The organism is Bacteroides sp. AM37-9, from assembly GCF_003603455.1.
Classification (GTDB): Bacteria; Bacteroidota; Bacteroidia; order Bacteroidales; family Bacteroidaceae; genus Bacteroides; species Bacteroides xylanisolvens.
Window position 1 is genome coordinate 1 of sequence record NZ_QTNF01000060.1, and the last position, 17,509, is coordinate 17,509.

Consider the following 17,509-nt stretch of genomic DNA (forward strand, 5'->3'; position numbering starts at 1 on the left):
ACTTTAAAGAAAGCTACAAATAGTTACCCCCAAGAAATTGCGGGTGAGCCATTGTTTGTGTGGTAAGCGTCCGGATACCATATATATACAAGAGAAGCGTGGACGTCGTTAGTTCATTCTATTCAAGGCTCTGGTAAACCTATTGGGAAATGAACAACAGAGTCCACGCCCTTGCATATAACAAAGACGTGAACGCTTAGTTGCCATTATCTCCCCAATTAAAGAATTTACCAGATTCTGAATAGAGATAATATTCTAAACGCTTCTACGTTATTAATCGTAATAAGTCGCTACAAAGGTACGGATTTTCTGTTAATCGGCAATTCTTTTGGGGGATAAAGATTTAGCGATGGACGAGATGTGTAGATAAAATATAAAGTAGTTAGTGGACAGAATAAAAAAACTCCCCTTACGCTTTTGGTAAAGAGAGTTTTTTATAGTTTGTTATTTAGTGATATCTATGAGAGTATAGATGGTAATATGTTATTAGTTTAATAATCCAGGATTGGCATCAATTGCATCTTGTGGAATACGCAATGTATAGCGGGAATCATCTTGTACAAGTGTGTAGGTCACATCTTCTATTTCTTTTTTGATTTCTGGTCGGGTAGTTCGGCGTAAATCAAACCAGCGATGTCCTTCAAAAGCAAGCTCACGAGCGCGTTCTTTCAGAATTTCTGTGATTAGCTTTTCTTGGCTCATTGCATTTATTTCATTCTTCTTTTGTTCATAACCTTCTGGTGTATAACGATTCTCTACTAACTTTAGAAGTCGTGAACGTGCTTCAGGCAATTTGTTTAAATGTGCAGCAGCTTCTGCTGAATTTAAATAAAACTCTCCAGTGCGGAAAGTACATTTGAATTTAGATTCACCACTTTTGATGGAAGTATAATTTCCATTTTTATTTGCTTGATAATACTTGTTTGGACGTAGATCTTTTCCTTCCTCATATTCTTGTAAAAATGAAGGGTAAAGTAAGAGTGATCCGGCATAATCGCTATTTGGAAAAACTTCATAGGCAGTGATCATTTCTACAGATGTAAATTCATTAGGAAGTTTGCCTCCTTCATCATTTAGGTTTACCAATGTCGATTTTCCGGCTAATACACGTTCCGAAGCTTCATAAGATTTGCTCCATTCACCCATGTATAAATATACCCGTGATTCCATAGCATCTACTGATAATGTTGAAAAACGGTATGAATATTGAATTTCCCATTCTTTTTTATTAATCAGTTTCCGTGCTGTTTCTATATCAGATAAAATAGAGGTATATATTTCCTTTACAGTATTTCTTGATGGTATTTCTTCTAAATCAGTATTGAGTTTTAGAGGAACTGCTTTGGTTTCTAATGCTCCGGTAGCTGTATAAGGTTGTCCATAAAGATTGACCAATATGAAATGCATATATGCTCTCATGAGGTAAGCTTCTCCAACTAATTGATTAATATCTTCTTGGCTTCCTTCTGATATTTCATCTTTTTTATCGATGATTGCGTTGGCATAATAGATATTGGTATAATAGGCCGCCCATCCAAATTGTCTCGTACTTGCATTCGGATTAACATCATTCCATTTTTCAACATCTCCTAAAGAATTTTTGGAAGTGGCATCAGACTGTAATATGGTTGCGATATCTGTTCTGATTTCGCATATTCCTCTGTCATTGAGTGCTGTATTGTAAGCTGTTGTGAATAAAGCTCTGTATTCAGCTAGCGTATTGGGAATTACTTGGCCTACTGGTTGTATGTCCAAATAACTATCACAGGAAGATAATAACAGGCTTCCTATTAATGTGAATATATAATATATTTTCTTTGTCATAATATATTTTTTAAAAGTTAAGACTTAGATTGAAGGTAATGGATTTGGGAACTGGGGTAGAGTATAAGTTGCCCATTGATTCCGGATCCATATAATTATCATAATTAGAGCTGATAACGAATAGGTTACGAGCCTCTAATCCTACAGTTGCTCCGCCGATACTTAGTTTATGAAGCCATTCGGATGGAACCCGGTAAGCAAGACGTATATTTTGTAGACGTACAAAGCTTAGCTTTTTTACCCAGATATCCAGTGATCTGTAAATGTCATTTCGAGTACTGAACAAGTAGTAGTCGGCCGGATTGTAATTGTACGTTGCTAATGCAGGGAACTTTCCTGTTGTATTTTCCGGTGTCCATCTATCCAGTATGTCTCTATTCATATTGCGCCCTGGGTCTAAGTCAGATACATTATAACTTGGAGTTGTTTTTACGTGTGCTCCAAAATTATATGAAAAATTCAGATTCAGTTCCCAATTTCGGTAATTGAACGTATTTAGAAAACCGCCCGTGTAGGGAGCATCTGACGTTCCAACATAGCTGTAAAAGTCTCTTTGTTCTTCACTACTTGGTCCTATTTGGTAAGTGCCAAGACCATCTTCATTCGATGTCATTCTGAATAACTCTTCTACAGTGACAGCTTTTCCCTCTTTATTCTCAAGATAGATTTGTCCTGTATCAGGATTTATACCTTTTGTTTTTAGTGCAAAGATTGCACCTACGGGATATCCTTCCAGACTAGGAGTCACTTGGCTTTTATCTGTAAGTACTTTTAGTACTTTATTTTGATTATATGCGAAGTTGAAAGTAGTGTACCAAGAGAAGTTTTTAGTGGTGATATTACGTGTCTGCAGGTTTATTTCTACACCTTTATTTTCCATACTAGCCCAGTTTATAGACATATTAGTGAATCCATTTTCTAAAGCTAATGCTTTAGAACCAATTAAGTCTGTTCCTTTTCTATAGTAGTAATCTACACTAAGATTGATGGCTTGATTGAGTACAGAAAAATCTATTCCTAGATTGTAAGATGCTGTTTTTTCCCAGCGTAATTTACTGTTGGGAGCACTATTGATAATAATATTTTCTTCACTGTAACCTGGTAAAATATTCACATTATCATATTTTCCGACTAGGAATGGAGAGGTTCCCTTATCAATATTTCCTTGTAAGCCATAAGAAAGGCGAAGAGCTAAATTATCAACCCATTTGTATTGTCTAATGAACGACTCATTTGATAAACGCCATAGACCACTTACCGAATAGATTGGTAAGAAACGGTATTTCTTATCTACTCCGAATAAATCAGAACCATCCATGCGCACACTTCCTCCCAATGTATAACGATTCATTAAAGTATATGAACCATTGGCAAAGAAAGAAGCAAAAGCGTTTTCCTTGTACGATTTAGTTTTTAGATTCCAATCATTGGCTTGTGCTTCATCTTTAAATATGAGATTCTGGAATGTTAGTTTCTTGGGATCATATCCGTATCCGGTTGAGGCTTGGTTGTCTGCCCAGTTTTTGCGAATTTCCGAACCAGCCATTATTTGTATATCATGTATATCCCCAAATGTGTTTTTGTATTCTCCTTGGATTTTCCATGTGAGTTGTGAGGTTGTACTATTAGTTGTTTTAAGCATGCCTCCTTCTGGTATAAGATAGGTTTGTACACCATTTTTCCAATATTTATTGGTTTCACGTATATTCCTAATATTATATGAATTTATCCCGGCATATTCTTCTTGCGACAATTGATCCCATTGCACACCAATCTGTGAATAAACTTTCCACTGATCGTTAAAACGTAGCTGAACATCAAAGATAGAATTGATGGCTGTGGTGACAGATTCTTTATTGGTGTTTGCTCGTTCTTCGAATATATTAAAGCCTTGCTTTTCATCTGTTTCATTACTTCTGACTACGTCGTAATCGTAAAGGTAGTTTCCTTGTTCGTCAAACGGAGCAAAGTAAGGGTTGGCGATACGTGAATAATATATAGGGTTAATAAGTCCGTAAGTATCAGTCATAAATGTGTTATTCTTGCGTCTGTTGGCAAAAATAGACATTCCAATTTTTAATATTTTGTTGATTTGGTAAGACGTTTTACTGGTCAGATTAAAACGGCTCATGCTTACACCTGGTACATTTCCGTTTTCTTTGACATAACCAAGTGAGTTGTAATAAGTAACCTTTTCGCTACCACCGGAAATGCTAAAGTTATATTCTTGCGTGAAAGCATCTCTGAATAATATATCATTCCAGTCTGTATTGATTGTTTTCAGTTTGTTTATAGCATTTTGGGCTTCAGGTGTCAGTCCGTTCCACCCCTGTTCTTTATAGATGTCTATTAAGTTATATTGTTTCATGATAGCAGCAACTTTTCCTTTTTCAGGAAATACCGGTATCGGATCTGTTAATCCCCATAATATGTCAAACCGTGCTTCTTTTAATAATTGAAGTTCCAAATCGACTTTCTCTTCCGAGTTTAGTAAGTTGAGCCGTGAAGTATTGAGATTTGGAGTATAAGTCAATTTAGTATTGAAGTTAATAACAGGTTTTCCGGTTTTTCCTCTTTTGGTTGTTACCACAATTACACCATTTGCAGCACGTGCGCCATAAATGGCAGTAGCAGCTGCATCTTTTAATATCGTAATGCTTTCAATGTCGTTTGGGCTCAAACCTGCGATAGAAGATTGTGACATATTTACAATGTCATTATCGTTATCTTTGTTAATCTCTGGAATATCTGTCCCCTCCAAAGGTATTCCATCCAATACCCATAATGGGTCTTGTGTTCCATTTAATGAAGCCGTACCACGAATACGAATACGTGCTGGAGCTCCCGGTGCACCAGAAGTTGTCGTAACAGCTACACCGGCGATTTGTCCTGCTAACGCCTGATCGATACTTTTTGCAGCACCTACCATTCCATCTGTAACATCTACTTTGGCAATGGCAGCAGTCAGTTTACGACGTTCCAGTTCTTGATAACCAGTTACTACTACGTCTCCTAATGTGTGTGATGAAGCTTGAAGTACAATACGATAAGTATCTTTTCCTGCTTGCAAAACGATGTCTTGTTCTTCAAATCCTATATAACTACAATGTAACCTAGTCACCTTTTCCGGAATGGAAATGGAGAATTTACCATCCATATCAGTGATAGTACCTAGAGAAGTCTGTGATGCTCCGGCCTTTTTCAAGTCATCTGCGTTAACATATACGGAAGCACCGATCAGAGGTTCATTATCTTCACCGGATATAACGACTCCGGTGATTGTACGATTAGCAGCGCTGGCAAAGGCCAGCGCATTTGCAAAGAGGCATATAAGAATGCACAAGTATTTTTTTCTCATTAATGTAGATAGTTAAAGTAATAAGTGGTTTTATTTGATTCCTAAAGCCGTATTAATACGCAGAATCATGTCCTCATAATGATAGCGTGCAGCAGTATCGGAAGTTCCGAGACGGTTCTGCAACAACTTCTTAATACGTAATAATTCACCGCGTTTCACAGAGATAGCATCTGAAATACGGTTGAGCTGGCTGCCATAGAAATTGAGCACACGTGGAGCACCCATCCGGTCTTCCTGACGAAGTGCACGTTGTTCGGCAGCGTAACAGCTACAGAAAGGAGTAGCGTGGTCAAGCAAGAAATGTTCGTTGGCGATCTTCTTGTTGATTTTAACGGCTTCCGGTTCTGCAGCGGCTGTAAGTAATGCGTCAAGGAAGTTTTTCTGCAAAGAACGTTCCATAACATTAGGGATACCACCGCGTTCGGTAACACCGAAAATGTTCTTATGAAGTCCGTCCATAAGCTCCACTACTGTAAAGGCCTTCTTTCCGTTGACAGATTCATTCTCTATCATACGCATCAAACGAGTATTGCCAAGTAAATCCCAAAGGATATAGGCTTGGGCGTTCTTTAAGATTTGTGTAGGAGCATTTTCCTGTTTTCCGATGGGAGTATTGCGAAGTAGATAAGTATATTGCCCCACTTCCGTGTCAAACAGCCATTTAGGGTATGTCAAAACTTCATCCATCAGAAATTTCAGTGAAGCTTGTTGTTTCTCTTTCTCTACGAATGTATAAGTTTTAACGCCGTCTCCTACAATTGTATTTTCAATGTAGATGCCGCCAATATTGGCAAGGACATGATATAAATAGTTGTTCCATTGGTTGATTACAGCGTAGTAGAGACGTGATGCTTCTTCATAAGTTTGTCCCTTCTCACCGGTAGTAGTCCATTGAAGAATTTGTGGAACGATACGTTTCAGATTCTCAATACCAAGTAAAGAAGAACGAACCGGATCATCACCTAAATCTTCGTTCTGTGCACGTGGATCTACCGCATCGCGGACATCCTGTGCTTCACTATATTTATAAAGCCGATCAGTATGTTTGCTCAAGAAATCGAATAAAATATCCTTTTCTTCTTCCGGAGTACTCTTTCCGTACCAACGATAACCATATTCGATAGCAAACATATCGTATGGACCGATATGCGGAGAAAGAACTTTCACGCCATCTCCAGGCTGTGCGATATAATTGAATCGTGCATAATCCATGATAGATGAAGCGGTAGAGTTCATTCTGGAAGTGAATGCTTCGGAACGTAATGAATCTGTCGGGAAAGCCCATGAACCCATCATATTGTGGCGGAGTCCCAGAGAGTGGCCTACCTCATGACAGGCGACGAATCGAATGGCATCTCCCATCAAAGCATCAGGCAATTGTACATTACGTGCTTCCGGACACACTGTTCCGGTCTGGACAGTAATCCATTCACGTACCATAGAAAGCACATTGTGCCACCACATAATATCAGCTTCCAGGATTTCTCCGGAACGGGGATCTAACAGAGAAGGTCCCATTGCATTTTTCTTTTCCGAAGCAGCATAAGTCAGTACGGAGTAATTGACATCATCCATGTCTACATGCATACTGTCCGTGATTTCTTTGGCGATAATCGCATTCTTGAAACCAGCCTTTTCAAAGGCAATCTGCCAGTCCTCGATACCTTTCTTAATGTACGAACGCCATTGGTAAGGAGTTGAATTATCAATGTAGAAGACAATCGGTTTGGCAGGTTCCACCATCTGACCTTTCAGATAAGCCTCCCGATCTTCCGGTTTGGGTTCCATACGCCAGCGGGTGATATACTGTGTCTTATCCGTACGCTGCTGCGCATCACTGAAACTTAATAACGGATTAGTGAAATAACCGACCTTCTGATTGTCGAATCGTCCCATCATCGGCTTCTCGGGCAATAAGAGAATAGAAGAACTAACTTCCACCGTTACATAAACAGTAGTAGTACCTTCCGTTACCCGGGTAGTCAACTCGGAAGTTGCCACGACATTGTTTGAAAAGGATTTGATGGATAGAATACGTGATAAATTCTTGATAGCCGAAGTACCCAGATTAATATTGGTAAATACGTTATTGATACTGGTTTCCGTACCATCATAAATATCATTCACCTTGATTACTAATGCCGTAGAATCTGCATTGACTGCTTCGATCTTGAATGCGGCAATCAGCGGAGAGATAAAATTATCCTTTACCGAACGGAAGATAGCGTCCGTTTGGGGGGCCAGAGGTAATGGACGTTGTTGGCGTAACATTAGTTTGCCCGTCGCTTTGTCCCATTCCATGCAAACCATCTGGTTTTCATAGTTTACTCCGCGGTTTACGCCCGCATCATTAAGTTCGGCAGGAACTCGTTGCAGCTTATTGACAACTAATAAGTCACGTCCCAAAAGTGAGGTGGGAATTTCAAAATAATAATCATTCTTCTTTTGATGTACAGCAAACATCCCTTTGGTCGTTTTACTGTCTTCCACTAATTTCTCGTAGTCGCTTTTACTCTTCTCTTCTTTCTCTTCTGGTTTTTTCTTTTTCTTTTTAAACCAACTCAGATTTTCTGTAGCGGGGGTAGTTGCAAATGCCGAGAGCGCTTCTCCACTCAGCAATATACATGCAATGACCGCTGCCATTACTTTTACATACATTCTCATTGAGTTTCTAACTTTTAATTATAATTAAAAAACGGCTACAAAAGTACTAATATAAATAACATAATGACTACTAATTTGCAATGAATATAACATTAAAAAGAAATATTAACTAGTATCTACGGTCATCATTCTCCTCGGATATTTCATAGTTTAGTGGGAATAGTGTACATTTGCGGGAGTAAAAAAGTGAACGGAATGATGAGACGATATATCACTGCTTTGATGCTGGCTTGCTGCATCGGAGGGTATGGACAAGAGAAGAAGCAAGTAACCTTTGTACCTCCTTTTGACTTTCCTCTTACATTGAGTGGGAACTTTGGAGAAATCCGCTCCAATCACTTCCACGGCGGACTGGATTTTAAGACAGGCGGAGTTATCGGTAAACCCGTTCGTGCTCTCGCTGATGGCTATATTTCGCGTATTCGCGTCACGAATGGTTCGGGATATGTACTTGATGTCTGTTATCACAATGGCTATTCAACGATCAACCGCCATTTGAGTGGTTTTGTTTCTCCCATTGCCGAAAGGGTGGAGAAACTTCAATATGAAGAAGAAAGCTGGGAAGTAGAGATTGTTCCCGAACCGGGAGAATATCCGGTGAAAGGAGGTCAGCAGATCGCATGGAGCGGAAATACCGGATATTCGTTCGGTCCGCATCTTCACCTGGATGTATTTGAAACGGAATCGGGAGATTATATTGACCCTATGCCTTTCTTTCAATCGAAAATAAAAGATACGCGTGCTCCGAAAGCGGATGGCATTCTATTTTTTCCGCAACTGGGTAAAGGAGTAGTGGATGGAAAGCAAGAGAATAAAACCATCCTTCCCAATAGTGAGCGTCCGGTGGAAGCATGGGGAGTGATAGGTGTGGGGATCAAAGCATACGATTACATGGATGGAGTGAATAACCATTATGGAGTTTATTCAGTTGTGCTTACGGTAGATGGAAATGAAATATTTCGTAGCACCGTAGATCGTTTCTCGCAGGAAGAGAACCGGATGATTAATTCCTGGACTTACGGGCAATATATGAAATCTTTCATTGATCCGGGCAACACTTTGCGTCTGCTAAAAGCATCGAATGATAACCGTGGCTTGGTGACAATTGATGAGGAACGGGACTATCAGTTCTTATATACATTAAAAGATGCTTTCGGAAACACTTCCAAATATAGTTTCACCGTACGGGGTCGGAAACAGCCGATTGAACCGTTGAATCATCGGGAGAAATATTATTTTACCTGGAATAAGACTAATTATCTGCAAGAACCGGGATTGAACCTGGTTGTTCCGAAAGGAATGTTGTATGATGATGTTCCCCTCAATTATCAGGTGAAGGCGGATAGTGGTGCCGTTGCTTTTACTTATCAGCTGAATGATAAGGCGGTTCCGCTGCATGCAGCTTGTGAACTGTGTATCGGGTTGCGTAGAAAACCAATTGCCGATACGACGAAATATTATGTGGCCCGCATAACTCCCAAAGGAGGAAAGTACAGCGTAGGCGGAAAGTATGAAGACGGATACATGAAAGCATCTATCCGGGAGTTGGGAACTTACACTGTTGCCATCGATACCATCCCGCCGGAGATTATCCCTGTCAACAAGAATCAGTGGGGAAGAAACGGAAAAATTGTCTATCGTTTGAAAGATCAGGGCGCGGGAATTGCTTCCTATCGTGGAACGATTGACGGAAAGTATGCGCTTTTCGGACGTCCCAATATTGTGAAATCATACTGGGAATGTACGTTGGACCCCAAACACGTAAAGAAGGGAGGCAAGCATACTGTTGAATTTACAGTGACCGACTATTGTGGGAATGAAACAGTAGCCCGTGAAAGCTTTGTTTGGTAAATTATTAAAAGTGAATCATATATTTATTATGAAGAGAAGAATTATTCTTTGTGCCGCCGTATTGATGGCGGCTGTGGCGAACACCTTCGCCTGCACCAACCTGATTGTCGGAAAAAATGCGTCTGCCGATGGCTCGACGATTGTTTCCTATTCTGCCGACTCGTACGGCTTATTCGGAGAACTTTATCATTATCCGGCTGCTACCTATCCAAAAGGTACGATGCTGAAAGTTTATGAATGGGATACCGGTAAGTATCTGGGAGAAATAGAGCAGGCACGCCAGACTTACAATGTAGTCGGTAATATGAATGAATATCAGGTTACCATTGGTGAGACAACTTTCGGCGGACGTCCGGAATTGGCCGATTCTACAGGGATTATCGATTACGGAAGTCTGATTTATATCGGTTTGCAACGTTCGCGTACTGCCCGTGAAGCAATTAAGATCATGACCGACTTAGTGCAGCAATACGGCTATTATAGCGAAGGAGAATCCTTTACTATTGCCGATCCGAACGAAATATGGATTATGGAAATGATTGGTAAAGGTCCCGGCATCCGTGGAGCAGTTTGGGTAGCTGTACGTGTGCCCGATGATTGCATTTCGGCCCATGCCAACCAGTCACGTATCCACCAGTTTGATATGAACGACAAGGAAAACTGCATGTACTCTCCGGATGTCGTTTCTTTTGCCCGCGAGAAGGGATATTTTAATGGAGTAAACAAAGACTTTAGCTTCTCATTAGCCTATGCGCCTCTTGATTTTGGTGCCCGCCGTTTCTGTGAGGCTCGTGTGTGGAGCTATTTTAATAAGTTCACAGATAACGGAAAAGATTATCTTCCTTACATTGAGGGAAAGACCAATACGCCGATGCCTCTTTTTGTGAAACCGAAACATAAGTTATCCGTGCAAGATGTGAAAGATATGATGCGCGACCATTATGAAGGAACGCCTCTTGACATCTCCAATGATTTTGGAGCCGGACCTTATAAGACACCTTACCGTCTTTCTCCTCTGAACTTCAAGGTAGATGGTCAGGAATATTTCAACGAACGTCCGATTTCCACTCAACAAAGCGGGTTTGTATTTGTTGCACAAATGCGGGCTCATAAGCCGGACCCGATAGGCGGTGTACTTTGGTTTGGTGTGGATGATGCGAACATGGCTGTATTTACCCCGGTTTATTGTTGTGCTACTAAAGTGCCGGTATGTTATACCCGTGTAGATGGGGCCGATTATATTACTTTCTCCTGGAATTCTGCTTTCTGGATTTTCAACTGGGTATCTAATATGGTCTATCCGCGTTATGATTTGATGATCGGTGATGTACGGGAAGCGCAGAAAGAAATGGAAACTACTTTCAACAATGCACAGGAAGGCATTGAAGAAATGGCTGCCAAACTGCTGGCAAAAGATAAGAACGCAGCGGTTGACTTTCTGACAAACTATACAAATATGACCGCACAGAGCACTTTCGATACTTGGAAACAATTGGGTACATTCTTGATTGTGAAGTACAATGATGGAGTGGTGAAACGTGTTAAAGACGGTCAGTTTGAGCGTAATTCTATTGGACAACCTGCCGGAGTGATGCGTCCCGGATATCCGAAAGAATTCTTGCAGGAATATGTCAAGCAGACTGGTGACAGATATTTGGTAAAATGAAGAATTAAGAATGAAAAATGAAGAATTATGCTTTGCAAATATGTCTTATAATGCGATTCTTCATTTTTCATTCTTAATTCTTCATTAAATAACTAGGAATTATAAACTTATTATTTTACATTTGTGTGCTCAAGAAATTGATAATAAATAATTCATTAACCAATAAATAACAATCGAAATGGAAAATCAGGAACTTATTAAACAGGTCACTGAAAAAGCCGAAAAATGGCTAACCCCGGCTTATGATGCTGAAACCCAGGCTGAAGTGAAACGTATGTTGGAAAACGATGATAAAACCGAACTAATTGAAGCTTTCTACAAAGATCTTGAATTTGGTACTGGTGGTCTGCGTGGTATTATGGGTGTAGGTAGCAATCGTATGAATATCTATACGGTAGGTGCTGCCACTCAAGGACTTTCCAACTATCTGAAAAAGAACTTCAAAGACCTGCCGCAGATTTCTGTAGTAGTAGGTCACGATTGCCGCAACAACAGCCGTTTGTTTGCGGAGACTTCTGCTAATATTTTCTCTGCCAATGGTATCAAAGTATATCTGTTTGACGACATGCGTCCGACACCGGAAATGTCTTTCGCCATCCGTCACCTCGGTTGCCAAAGCGGTATCATCCTGACTGCTTCTCACAATCCGAAGGAATACAACGGTTACAAGGCATATTGGGACGATGGTGCACAGGTATTGGCTCCACACGATAAAGGTATCATCGACGAAGTGAATGCAATTGCTTCTGCTGCCGATATCAAATTCCAGGGAAATCCGGATTTGATTCAGATTATTGGTGAAGACATCGATAAGGTTTATCTGGACATGGTGAAAACTGTTTCTATTGATCCGGCAGCTATCGCCCGTCACAAAGATATGAAGATTGTCTATACTCCGATCCACGGTACAGGTATGATGTTGATTCCTCGTGCATTGAAAATGTGGGGATTCGAAAACGTATTTACTGTGCCCGAACAGATGATTAAGGACGGTAACTTCCCGACTGTCGTATCTCCGAACCCGGAAAACGCGGAAGCTCTTTCTATGGCTGTAAACCTTGCCAAAGAAATTGACGCTGACCTCGTAATGGCTTCCGACCCGGATGCTGACCGTGTGGGTATTGCTTGCAAGGATGATAAAGGCGAATGGGTACTGATTAATGGTAATCAGACTTGTATGATGTACCTTTATTATATTCTGACACAGTACAAACAACTGGGTAAGATTAAAGGTGGCGAGTTCTGCGTGAAGACAATCGTTACAACTGAACTAATCAAGAAAATCGCAGATAAGAACAATATCGAAATGCTTGACTGCTACACCGGATTTAAATGGATTGCCCGTGAAATCCGTCTGCGTGAAGGCAAACAGAAATATATCGGTGGTGGTGAAGAAAGCTACGGATTCCTTGCCGAAGATTTCGTTCGCGATAAAGATGCCGTATCAGCTTGCTGTTTGATTGCTGAAGTTGCTGCATGGGCAAAAGATAATGGTAAATCCTTGTATCAGTTGTTGCTGGATATCTACGTAGAATACGGATTCTCTAAAGAGTTTACTGTAAACGTAGTGAAACCGGGTAAGAGCGGTGCAGAAGAAATCAAAGCGATGATGGAGAACTTCCGTGCCAATCCTCCGAAAGAATTGGGTGGCTCTAAAGTGATCTTGAGCAAAGATTATAAGACACTGAAACAGACAGATGATAAAGGTAACGTAACTGCAATCGATATGCCGGAACCATCTAACGTACTTCAATATTTCACTGAAGACGGTAGCAAAGTTTCTGTTCGTCCTTCAGGTACAGAACCGAAGATTAAGTTCTATATGGAAGTTCAGGGTGAAATGGGTTGCCGCAATTGTTATGCTTCTGCCGAATCTGCTGCAATGGAAAAGATTGAAGCAGTGAAGAAATCATTGGGTATCTGATTTTGTTTCTTCTGAAATTTCAGATATAGATAACGAAAGATAAATAAATAGCGCCTCCATGGTCTTTTCGAAGATTATGGAGGCGCTTCTTTTTCTCTATACATAGCTCTGATTCTGCCTATTTTCGGGCTTTTTCCCCAACTTGGCACAGTTCTTTCATTTCCTTTGCATTCTTTAAGTCCACTTGCTAATCCTTCTTGCCCGAATCTTGTTGTATTGACATCATCTCAATTTCAACCCGCAGGCTGCGGATACACATGTTTTGTTGATGCTTTAGAGTGATACGTTCAGTTTCATATTCGTAAGTTGTTCGTTTGTAGTTATGTGTATTTCGTGGCCTGCTTTTTTAGTCTATTTTTCAGTCAGTGCTATTTCTTTTTTTCTGTTATTTCTTCGTGCCTATCCAAGTCCATTTATGCCATATTGTTTCCAATGGTCCTTGTTTATGTTTAGACAGCCACCATTTGCAGAACCGAACCTGCGCCAGGAAAAGAATAATACCGATAATCAGGCTAAGAGTATATCCACAGTAAGGAGCAAGATAGAATCCGAATGGGAAATAGATAATGGCTCCCAAAATAGATTGAGAAATATAATTGGTCAAGCTCATTTTTCCGTAGAATCGCAGATTAGATACAGTTTTCTTGAACTGATCCTTCTGATAAAGCAACACAAAGGAAGCAACGAGTACAATCGTAAATGCAAATTTCTGCCACATATCAAAGGCAGTACCTACCGTTTGCTGAATTAAACTGCTGTCACTTTGCATGATCTGTTCTTTCAGAGAATACAGTGGCGCGAAACTGATAGCTGCAATAATAAGTGCTTTCATCCAGAACTTCAAATGAGATTCGGTAGTTACGAACAATTCTTTGCGTCCGATATATAAGCCAAACAGGAAAAGTCCGGCAGTCTGCAAGAAACGTCCGGCACCGATAGCCCAAAACAGGCTTGCTTTCTGTCCCAGCGTAACATTACCTATCAGAAAATCCCAAAAGTTTCCGGCTTTGGTGTATTCTGCTACTTCAGCATACATGGCTCCGACATTCAAATCGGGTAGGGTATAGGCAGGATTGAAAAGGCTCATTATATAATGAAACCATTCAATCGGTTGCAGTGAAAACAAGATGGCGGTGATTAGAATCGCTTTGTCACTCCATTTACGTACGATAAACAGCACAAGACTGACTACAACAAACAGAAGCAGGACATCTCCTGCCGGGAAGAAAGCAGCATTCAAAGTGGCGAATCCTGCCAGCAATATCATTCTCCATAAAAAGCGGTAACCAAAGTCCTTTCCTTTCAACTGCTGGTTGTGCGACTGGATATAGAAAGTGAATCCGAAAAGCAGAGCGAATATTGCATAAGACTTTCCGGCAAGCAGTGAAAATGTCGCATTAAATACTCCGGCATCCAAAATGGTGAGCCATTCAGGAGAACTTTCCGGATATACGGGGAAAATGAAATGCTCCAGGTTATGAACCAGAAGGATGGCCATTACAGCAAATCCTCTAAGAGCATCTACTACTTCAATTCGGGGTGTTTTTGTTGATAATTCCATGGGGCTAATTTATGATTGTTTTTTAGTTAGTATTCGTTTTACCCATCTATTGGCAGGCTTTTCAAAATAATAATAAGAGAGTAAGCTAAGCGCAATAGTGATGCAAAAAATGACGGGGACACTTATCATCCAATGCATGTGCCATTGATACAGAGTAGCCATTTGGGTGTATGTGAGTATAATAAATAAATGTATCAGGTAGAAACTGTAACTGATTTCTCCTCCTATCACTAAGACCCGATTGGATAGTAACCGGGATATATACCCTCTTTGTAAGGCAAAGATAAGTATCACCAAAGAAACGGGTAGCCAGTAGTAACAAGAATAGCGGTATACTTTGGGAATGTCTGCGGTACAAAAATAGAAAACAAAAAATAAAATGACTACTCCTATTTCTAATAGTGTTCCGGTGGAATAAGAAATCTTTTTGTTGAATATCGACCGATAAAACTGATAAAGTAAAACACCTACAAAAAAGTCCGGCAGGCGGGTGATTGGATTTACATACCAGTATGCTTTAATTTGTTCTTCAGCAGTCAGATGCATACCTGTCAGCATAACCAGCAGGCAGATGAAAAGAGTGATGCATAGATTCCGTTTACTATTTAAGAAAGGAATGATGAGGGGGAAACAGAAATAAAATAACTGTTCGCAGCCCAGACTCCACGAAGGACTATTGAATGAGAAAAAATAATCTGCAGAAGGGAAGAACGGTTGCAATAGAAAAGTGGAAGCGGCGAAGTGTTTTATCCAGTCTGTCATATCGTTGTATTGAACATACCCTCCTATACATGCGGCAATTAATAGAGTAAGTAGATGGAGGGGGTAAATGCGGGCAATGCGTGCTACCCAAAAAGTACGTTTGGTGGTGATCTTTTCCAATAACTTTTCTTCATAATTATAGGCAATAATGAAGCCACTAAGGATGAAGAAAAAGCTGACTCCAACAAATCCTTCTTTAAAGAAGTGTGTGTCGAAGCTCGGATCCAGAACATAACAATGTGCCCCGAATACCATCAAGGCAAATAATATTCGTAAAGAAGTTAATGTGTTAATCACGATACTTATCAGTTTTTTTGTATTCGCTGACAAAAGTACTGCTTTCTTGTGATATAAAAATTCACATAGATTAAAAAGAATCAAGATTCGGACCGTAGACGGCTAAGATGTTGGGGAGTCATGCCTAGAAAGGAGGCTATATATCCCAATTGGGCACGGTGAATGACATCTGGTTGCTCACGTAAAAGTTGTTCATAACGTTCTTTAGCCGGAAGATACAATCGGTTGATATGGTGAATATCCATGTACAACAAACATTCCTGATGAATAACACGTCCCCAGTTGGCAATTTCTATATTAGTTTCATAAATCTGATTTAAATCTTCAATGCGTATGGCATATAATTCACAATCTTCCAGTAATTCTACATATTCGTATCCCGGTTGATTATGATATAAATCTTTCATGGCAAAGGTAATATCACCTTCGCGTGAAAACCAGATCGTGATTTCTTCTCCGTCACGTAAACAATAGGACCTACAAAATCCTTTTTCAATAAAGTAGACGTGGCGGTCTAGTACTCCACCGTGTATCAGTAAATGTTTTTTAGGAAGCTCCATTTTCTTCATATAGCTGAAGAGTACTTCCAAAGAACTGTCGGATACCGGATAATACTGACGGATTCCTTTGATGATATTTTCCATGTTTGATTTATTCATTTGGATGTTCTATCCACCAATCAATCATCTTTCGGGCAAGACTAAGTTTTCTGGGAAGTTCGGGTAAATTGTCTCTTGTATAAAAGTCTCCCGAGCTCAATTCTTCATCTTGGAGGTTGATTTCCCCTCCGGCATAATCAGCAATAAAGCCGACCATTAGTCCGCTGGGATAAGGCCAGGGCTGATTACCGAAATAAGTGATATTCTTTACATCCAGTCCGGTTTCTTCTTTCACTTCACGTGCTACACATTCTTCTAGCGTTTCTCCGGTTTCCAGAAATCCGGCAACGAGACTGTTGAATGTTCCTTTAAAATTGCGGGCGTGCACTAAGAGTAGTGAATCTTTTTTTCTCACTAATACAAGAATCGCTGTGGAAATGGAAGGATATACTTCCCGGCCACATTTCGGACAACGCTTCATGATAGATTCTTTCTGTTCCATAGGCGTGCCGCAGGCGGAACAAAAGCGGCTGTTTATATCCCAATGCAGAATCTCATGTGCTTTTCCTGCTGTCTGATAATGAGACAAAGGAAGATATTCATAGGAGGCACGAAGCCCTATCATGATCCATTGCTCCGATTCTTCAATGGGAGAGGATAGGGAGAAAGCCTTGCAGTTTCTCCCTTCCAGTGTAGTGATATTGTGTACGGTTGTTTTTTCTTTAATAACAATAGGAGAGCTTTCTCCACATGGGACGGTATATATACCATCCTCTTTTTTCTCAAGAAGCAGTTGGTCTTTGTAAAAGATAAACCACCATGATTGTGCTGTATGATTCATTTTAATTCTAATTCTTGATCTTCGCGCTGCGAAGTTATAAAAAAACTAGATTGATATTTAGACTTATCAGATAAAATACAGGGCAACTGCACCAAAATTTGATTCATAACCGTGCAGAAATGAGCTAAATGATAATTTTGCGGAGTGCCCTGAAAGGGCTTA

The 17,509-nt window shown here is 40.2% G+C and carries 10 protein-coding genes; 3 read left to right on the forward strand and 7 right to left on the reverse strand.

Going from position 1 to position 17,509, the window contains the following annotated elements; genetic code table 11:
* Window positions 1-486 precede the first annotated feature (486 nt).
* Genes DW862_RS24730 through DW862_RS24740 form a run of 3 tightly spaced genes read right to left on the reverse strand, consistent with a single transcriptional unit; the run spans window position 487 to window position 7,846 of the window.
* Window positions 487-1,824 (reverse strand): RagB/SusD family nutrient uptake outer membrane protein, encoded by a 1,338-nt coding sequence (locus DW862_RS24730; RefSeq protein ID WP_120071041.1) that lies wholly within the window; start codon window positions 1,822-1,824, stop codon window positions 487-489.
* A gap of 10 nt (window positions 1,825-1,834) precedes the next feature.
* Window positions 1,835-5,182 carry a SusC/RagA family TonB-linked outer membrane protein gene (locus DW862_RS24735; RefSeq protein WP_120071044.1) on the reverse strand — a complete coding sequence of 1,116 codons (3,348 nt, stop codon included), beginning with the start codon at window positions 5,180-5,182 and terminating at the stop codon, window positions 1,835-1,837.
* Between the two features lie 30 nt (window positions 5,183-5,212).
* A complete protein-coding gene (locus tag DW862_RS24740; RefSeq protein WP_049702427.1) occupies window positions 5,213-7,846 on the reverse strand; it encodes a zinc-dependent metalloprotease in 2,634 nt (877 codons plus the stop codon).
* Window positions 7,847-8,044: 198 nt separating this feature from the next.
* Between DW862_RS24740 and DW862_RS24745 the strand changes: the two genes are divergently transcribed.
* The 3 genes from DW862_RS24745 (at window position 8,045) to DW862_RS24755 (ending at window position 13,287) form a co-directional block, all read left to right on the forward strand.
* Entirely contained in the window at window positions 8,045-9,697 is a 1,653-nt protein-coding gene (locus DW862_RS24745; protein ID WP_120071054.1) for a M23 family metallopeptidase, read from the forward strand.
* A gap of 28 nt (window positions 9,698-9,725) precedes the next feature.
* Window positions 9,726-11,363: a C69 family dipeptidase gene (locus DW862_RS24750; RefSeq protein WP_120071050.1), complete on the forward strand. Its 1,638-nt coding sequence runs from the start codon at window positions 9,726-9,728 to the stop codon at window positions 11,361-11,363.
* 178 nt (window positions 11,364-11,541) lie between these two features.
* On the forward strand, window positions 11,542-13,287 hold the full coding sequence (locus DW862_RS24755; protein WP_022275297.1) for a phospho-sugar mutase: 1,746 nt from the start codon (window positions 11,542-11,544) through the stop codon (window positions 13,285-13,287).
* A gap of 385 nt (window positions 13,288-13,672) precedes the next feature.
* Here DW862_RS24755 and DW862_RS24760 read toward each other — a convergent pair whose 3' ends face one another.
* From DW862_RS24760 to nudC, 4 genes are all read right to left on the reverse strand, one after another.
* Window positions 13,673-14,848, reverse strand: a complete 1,176-nt coding sequence (locus tag DW862_RS24760; protein WP_007749594.1) for a DUF418 domain-containing protein — start codon at window positions 14,846-14,848, stop codon at window positions 13,673-13,675.
* A gap of 9 nt (window positions 14,849-14,857) precedes the next feature.
* Window positions 14,858-15,907: an acyltransferase gene (locus DW862_RS24765; RefSeq protein ID WP_120071057.1), complete on the reverse strand. Its 1,050-nt coding sequence runs from the start codon at window positions 15,905-15,907 to the stop codon at window positions 14,858-14,860.
* A gap of 80 nt (window positions 15,908-15,987) precedes the next feature.
* The gene (locus DW862_RS24770) at window positions 15,988-16,551 is read right to left on the reverse strand and encodes a Crp/Fnr family transcriptional regulator (protein ID WP_004304240.1); all 564 of its coding nucleotides are present in this window, start codon (window positions 16,549-16,551) and stop codon (window positions 15,988-15,990) included.
* Between the two features lie 7 nt (window positions 16,552-16,558).
* Entirely contained in the window at window positions 16,559-17,353 is a 795-nt protein-coding gene (gene nudC, locus DW862_RS24775) for an NAD(+) diphosphatase (protein ID WP_256371947.1), read from the reverse strand.
* Window positions 17,354-17,509 lie beyond the last annotated feature (156 nt).

Excerpts from the sequence above, each read along its gene's own strand:
- DW862_RS24730 (WP_120071041.1), bottom strand. The coding sequence starts at position 1,824 with ATGACAAAGAAAATATATTATATATTCACATTAATAGGAAGCCTGTTA.
- DW862_RS24740 (WP_049702427.1), bottom strand. The coding sequence starts at position 7,846 with ATGAGAATGTATGTAAAAGTAATGGCAGCGGTCATTGCATGTATATTG.
- DW862_RS24755 (WP_022275297.1), top strand. The coding sequence starts at position 11,542 with ATGGAAAATCAGGAACTTATTAAACAGGTCACTGAAAAAGCCGAAAAA.
- DW862_RS24750 (WP_120071050.1), top strand. The coding sequence starts at position 9,726 with ATGAAGAGAAGAATTATTCTTTGTGCCGCCGTATTGATGGCGGCTGTG.
- DW862_RS24760 (WP_007749594.1), bottom strand. The coding sequence starts at position 14,848 with ATGGAATTATCAACAAAAACACCCCGAATTGAAGTAGTAGATGCTCTT.
- DW862_RS24770 (WP_004304240.1), bottom strand. The coding sequence starts at position 16,551 with ATGGAAAATATCATCAAAGGAATCCGTCAGTATTATCCGGTATCCGAC.
- DW862_RS24745 (WP_120071054.1), top strand. The coding sequence starts at position 8,045 with ATGAGACGATATATCACTGCTTTGATGCTGGCTTGCTGCATCGGAGGG.
- DW862_RS24735 (WP_120071044.1), bottom strand. The coding sequence starts at position 5,182 with ATGAGAAAAAAATACTTGTGCATTCTTATATGCCTCTTTGCAAATGCG.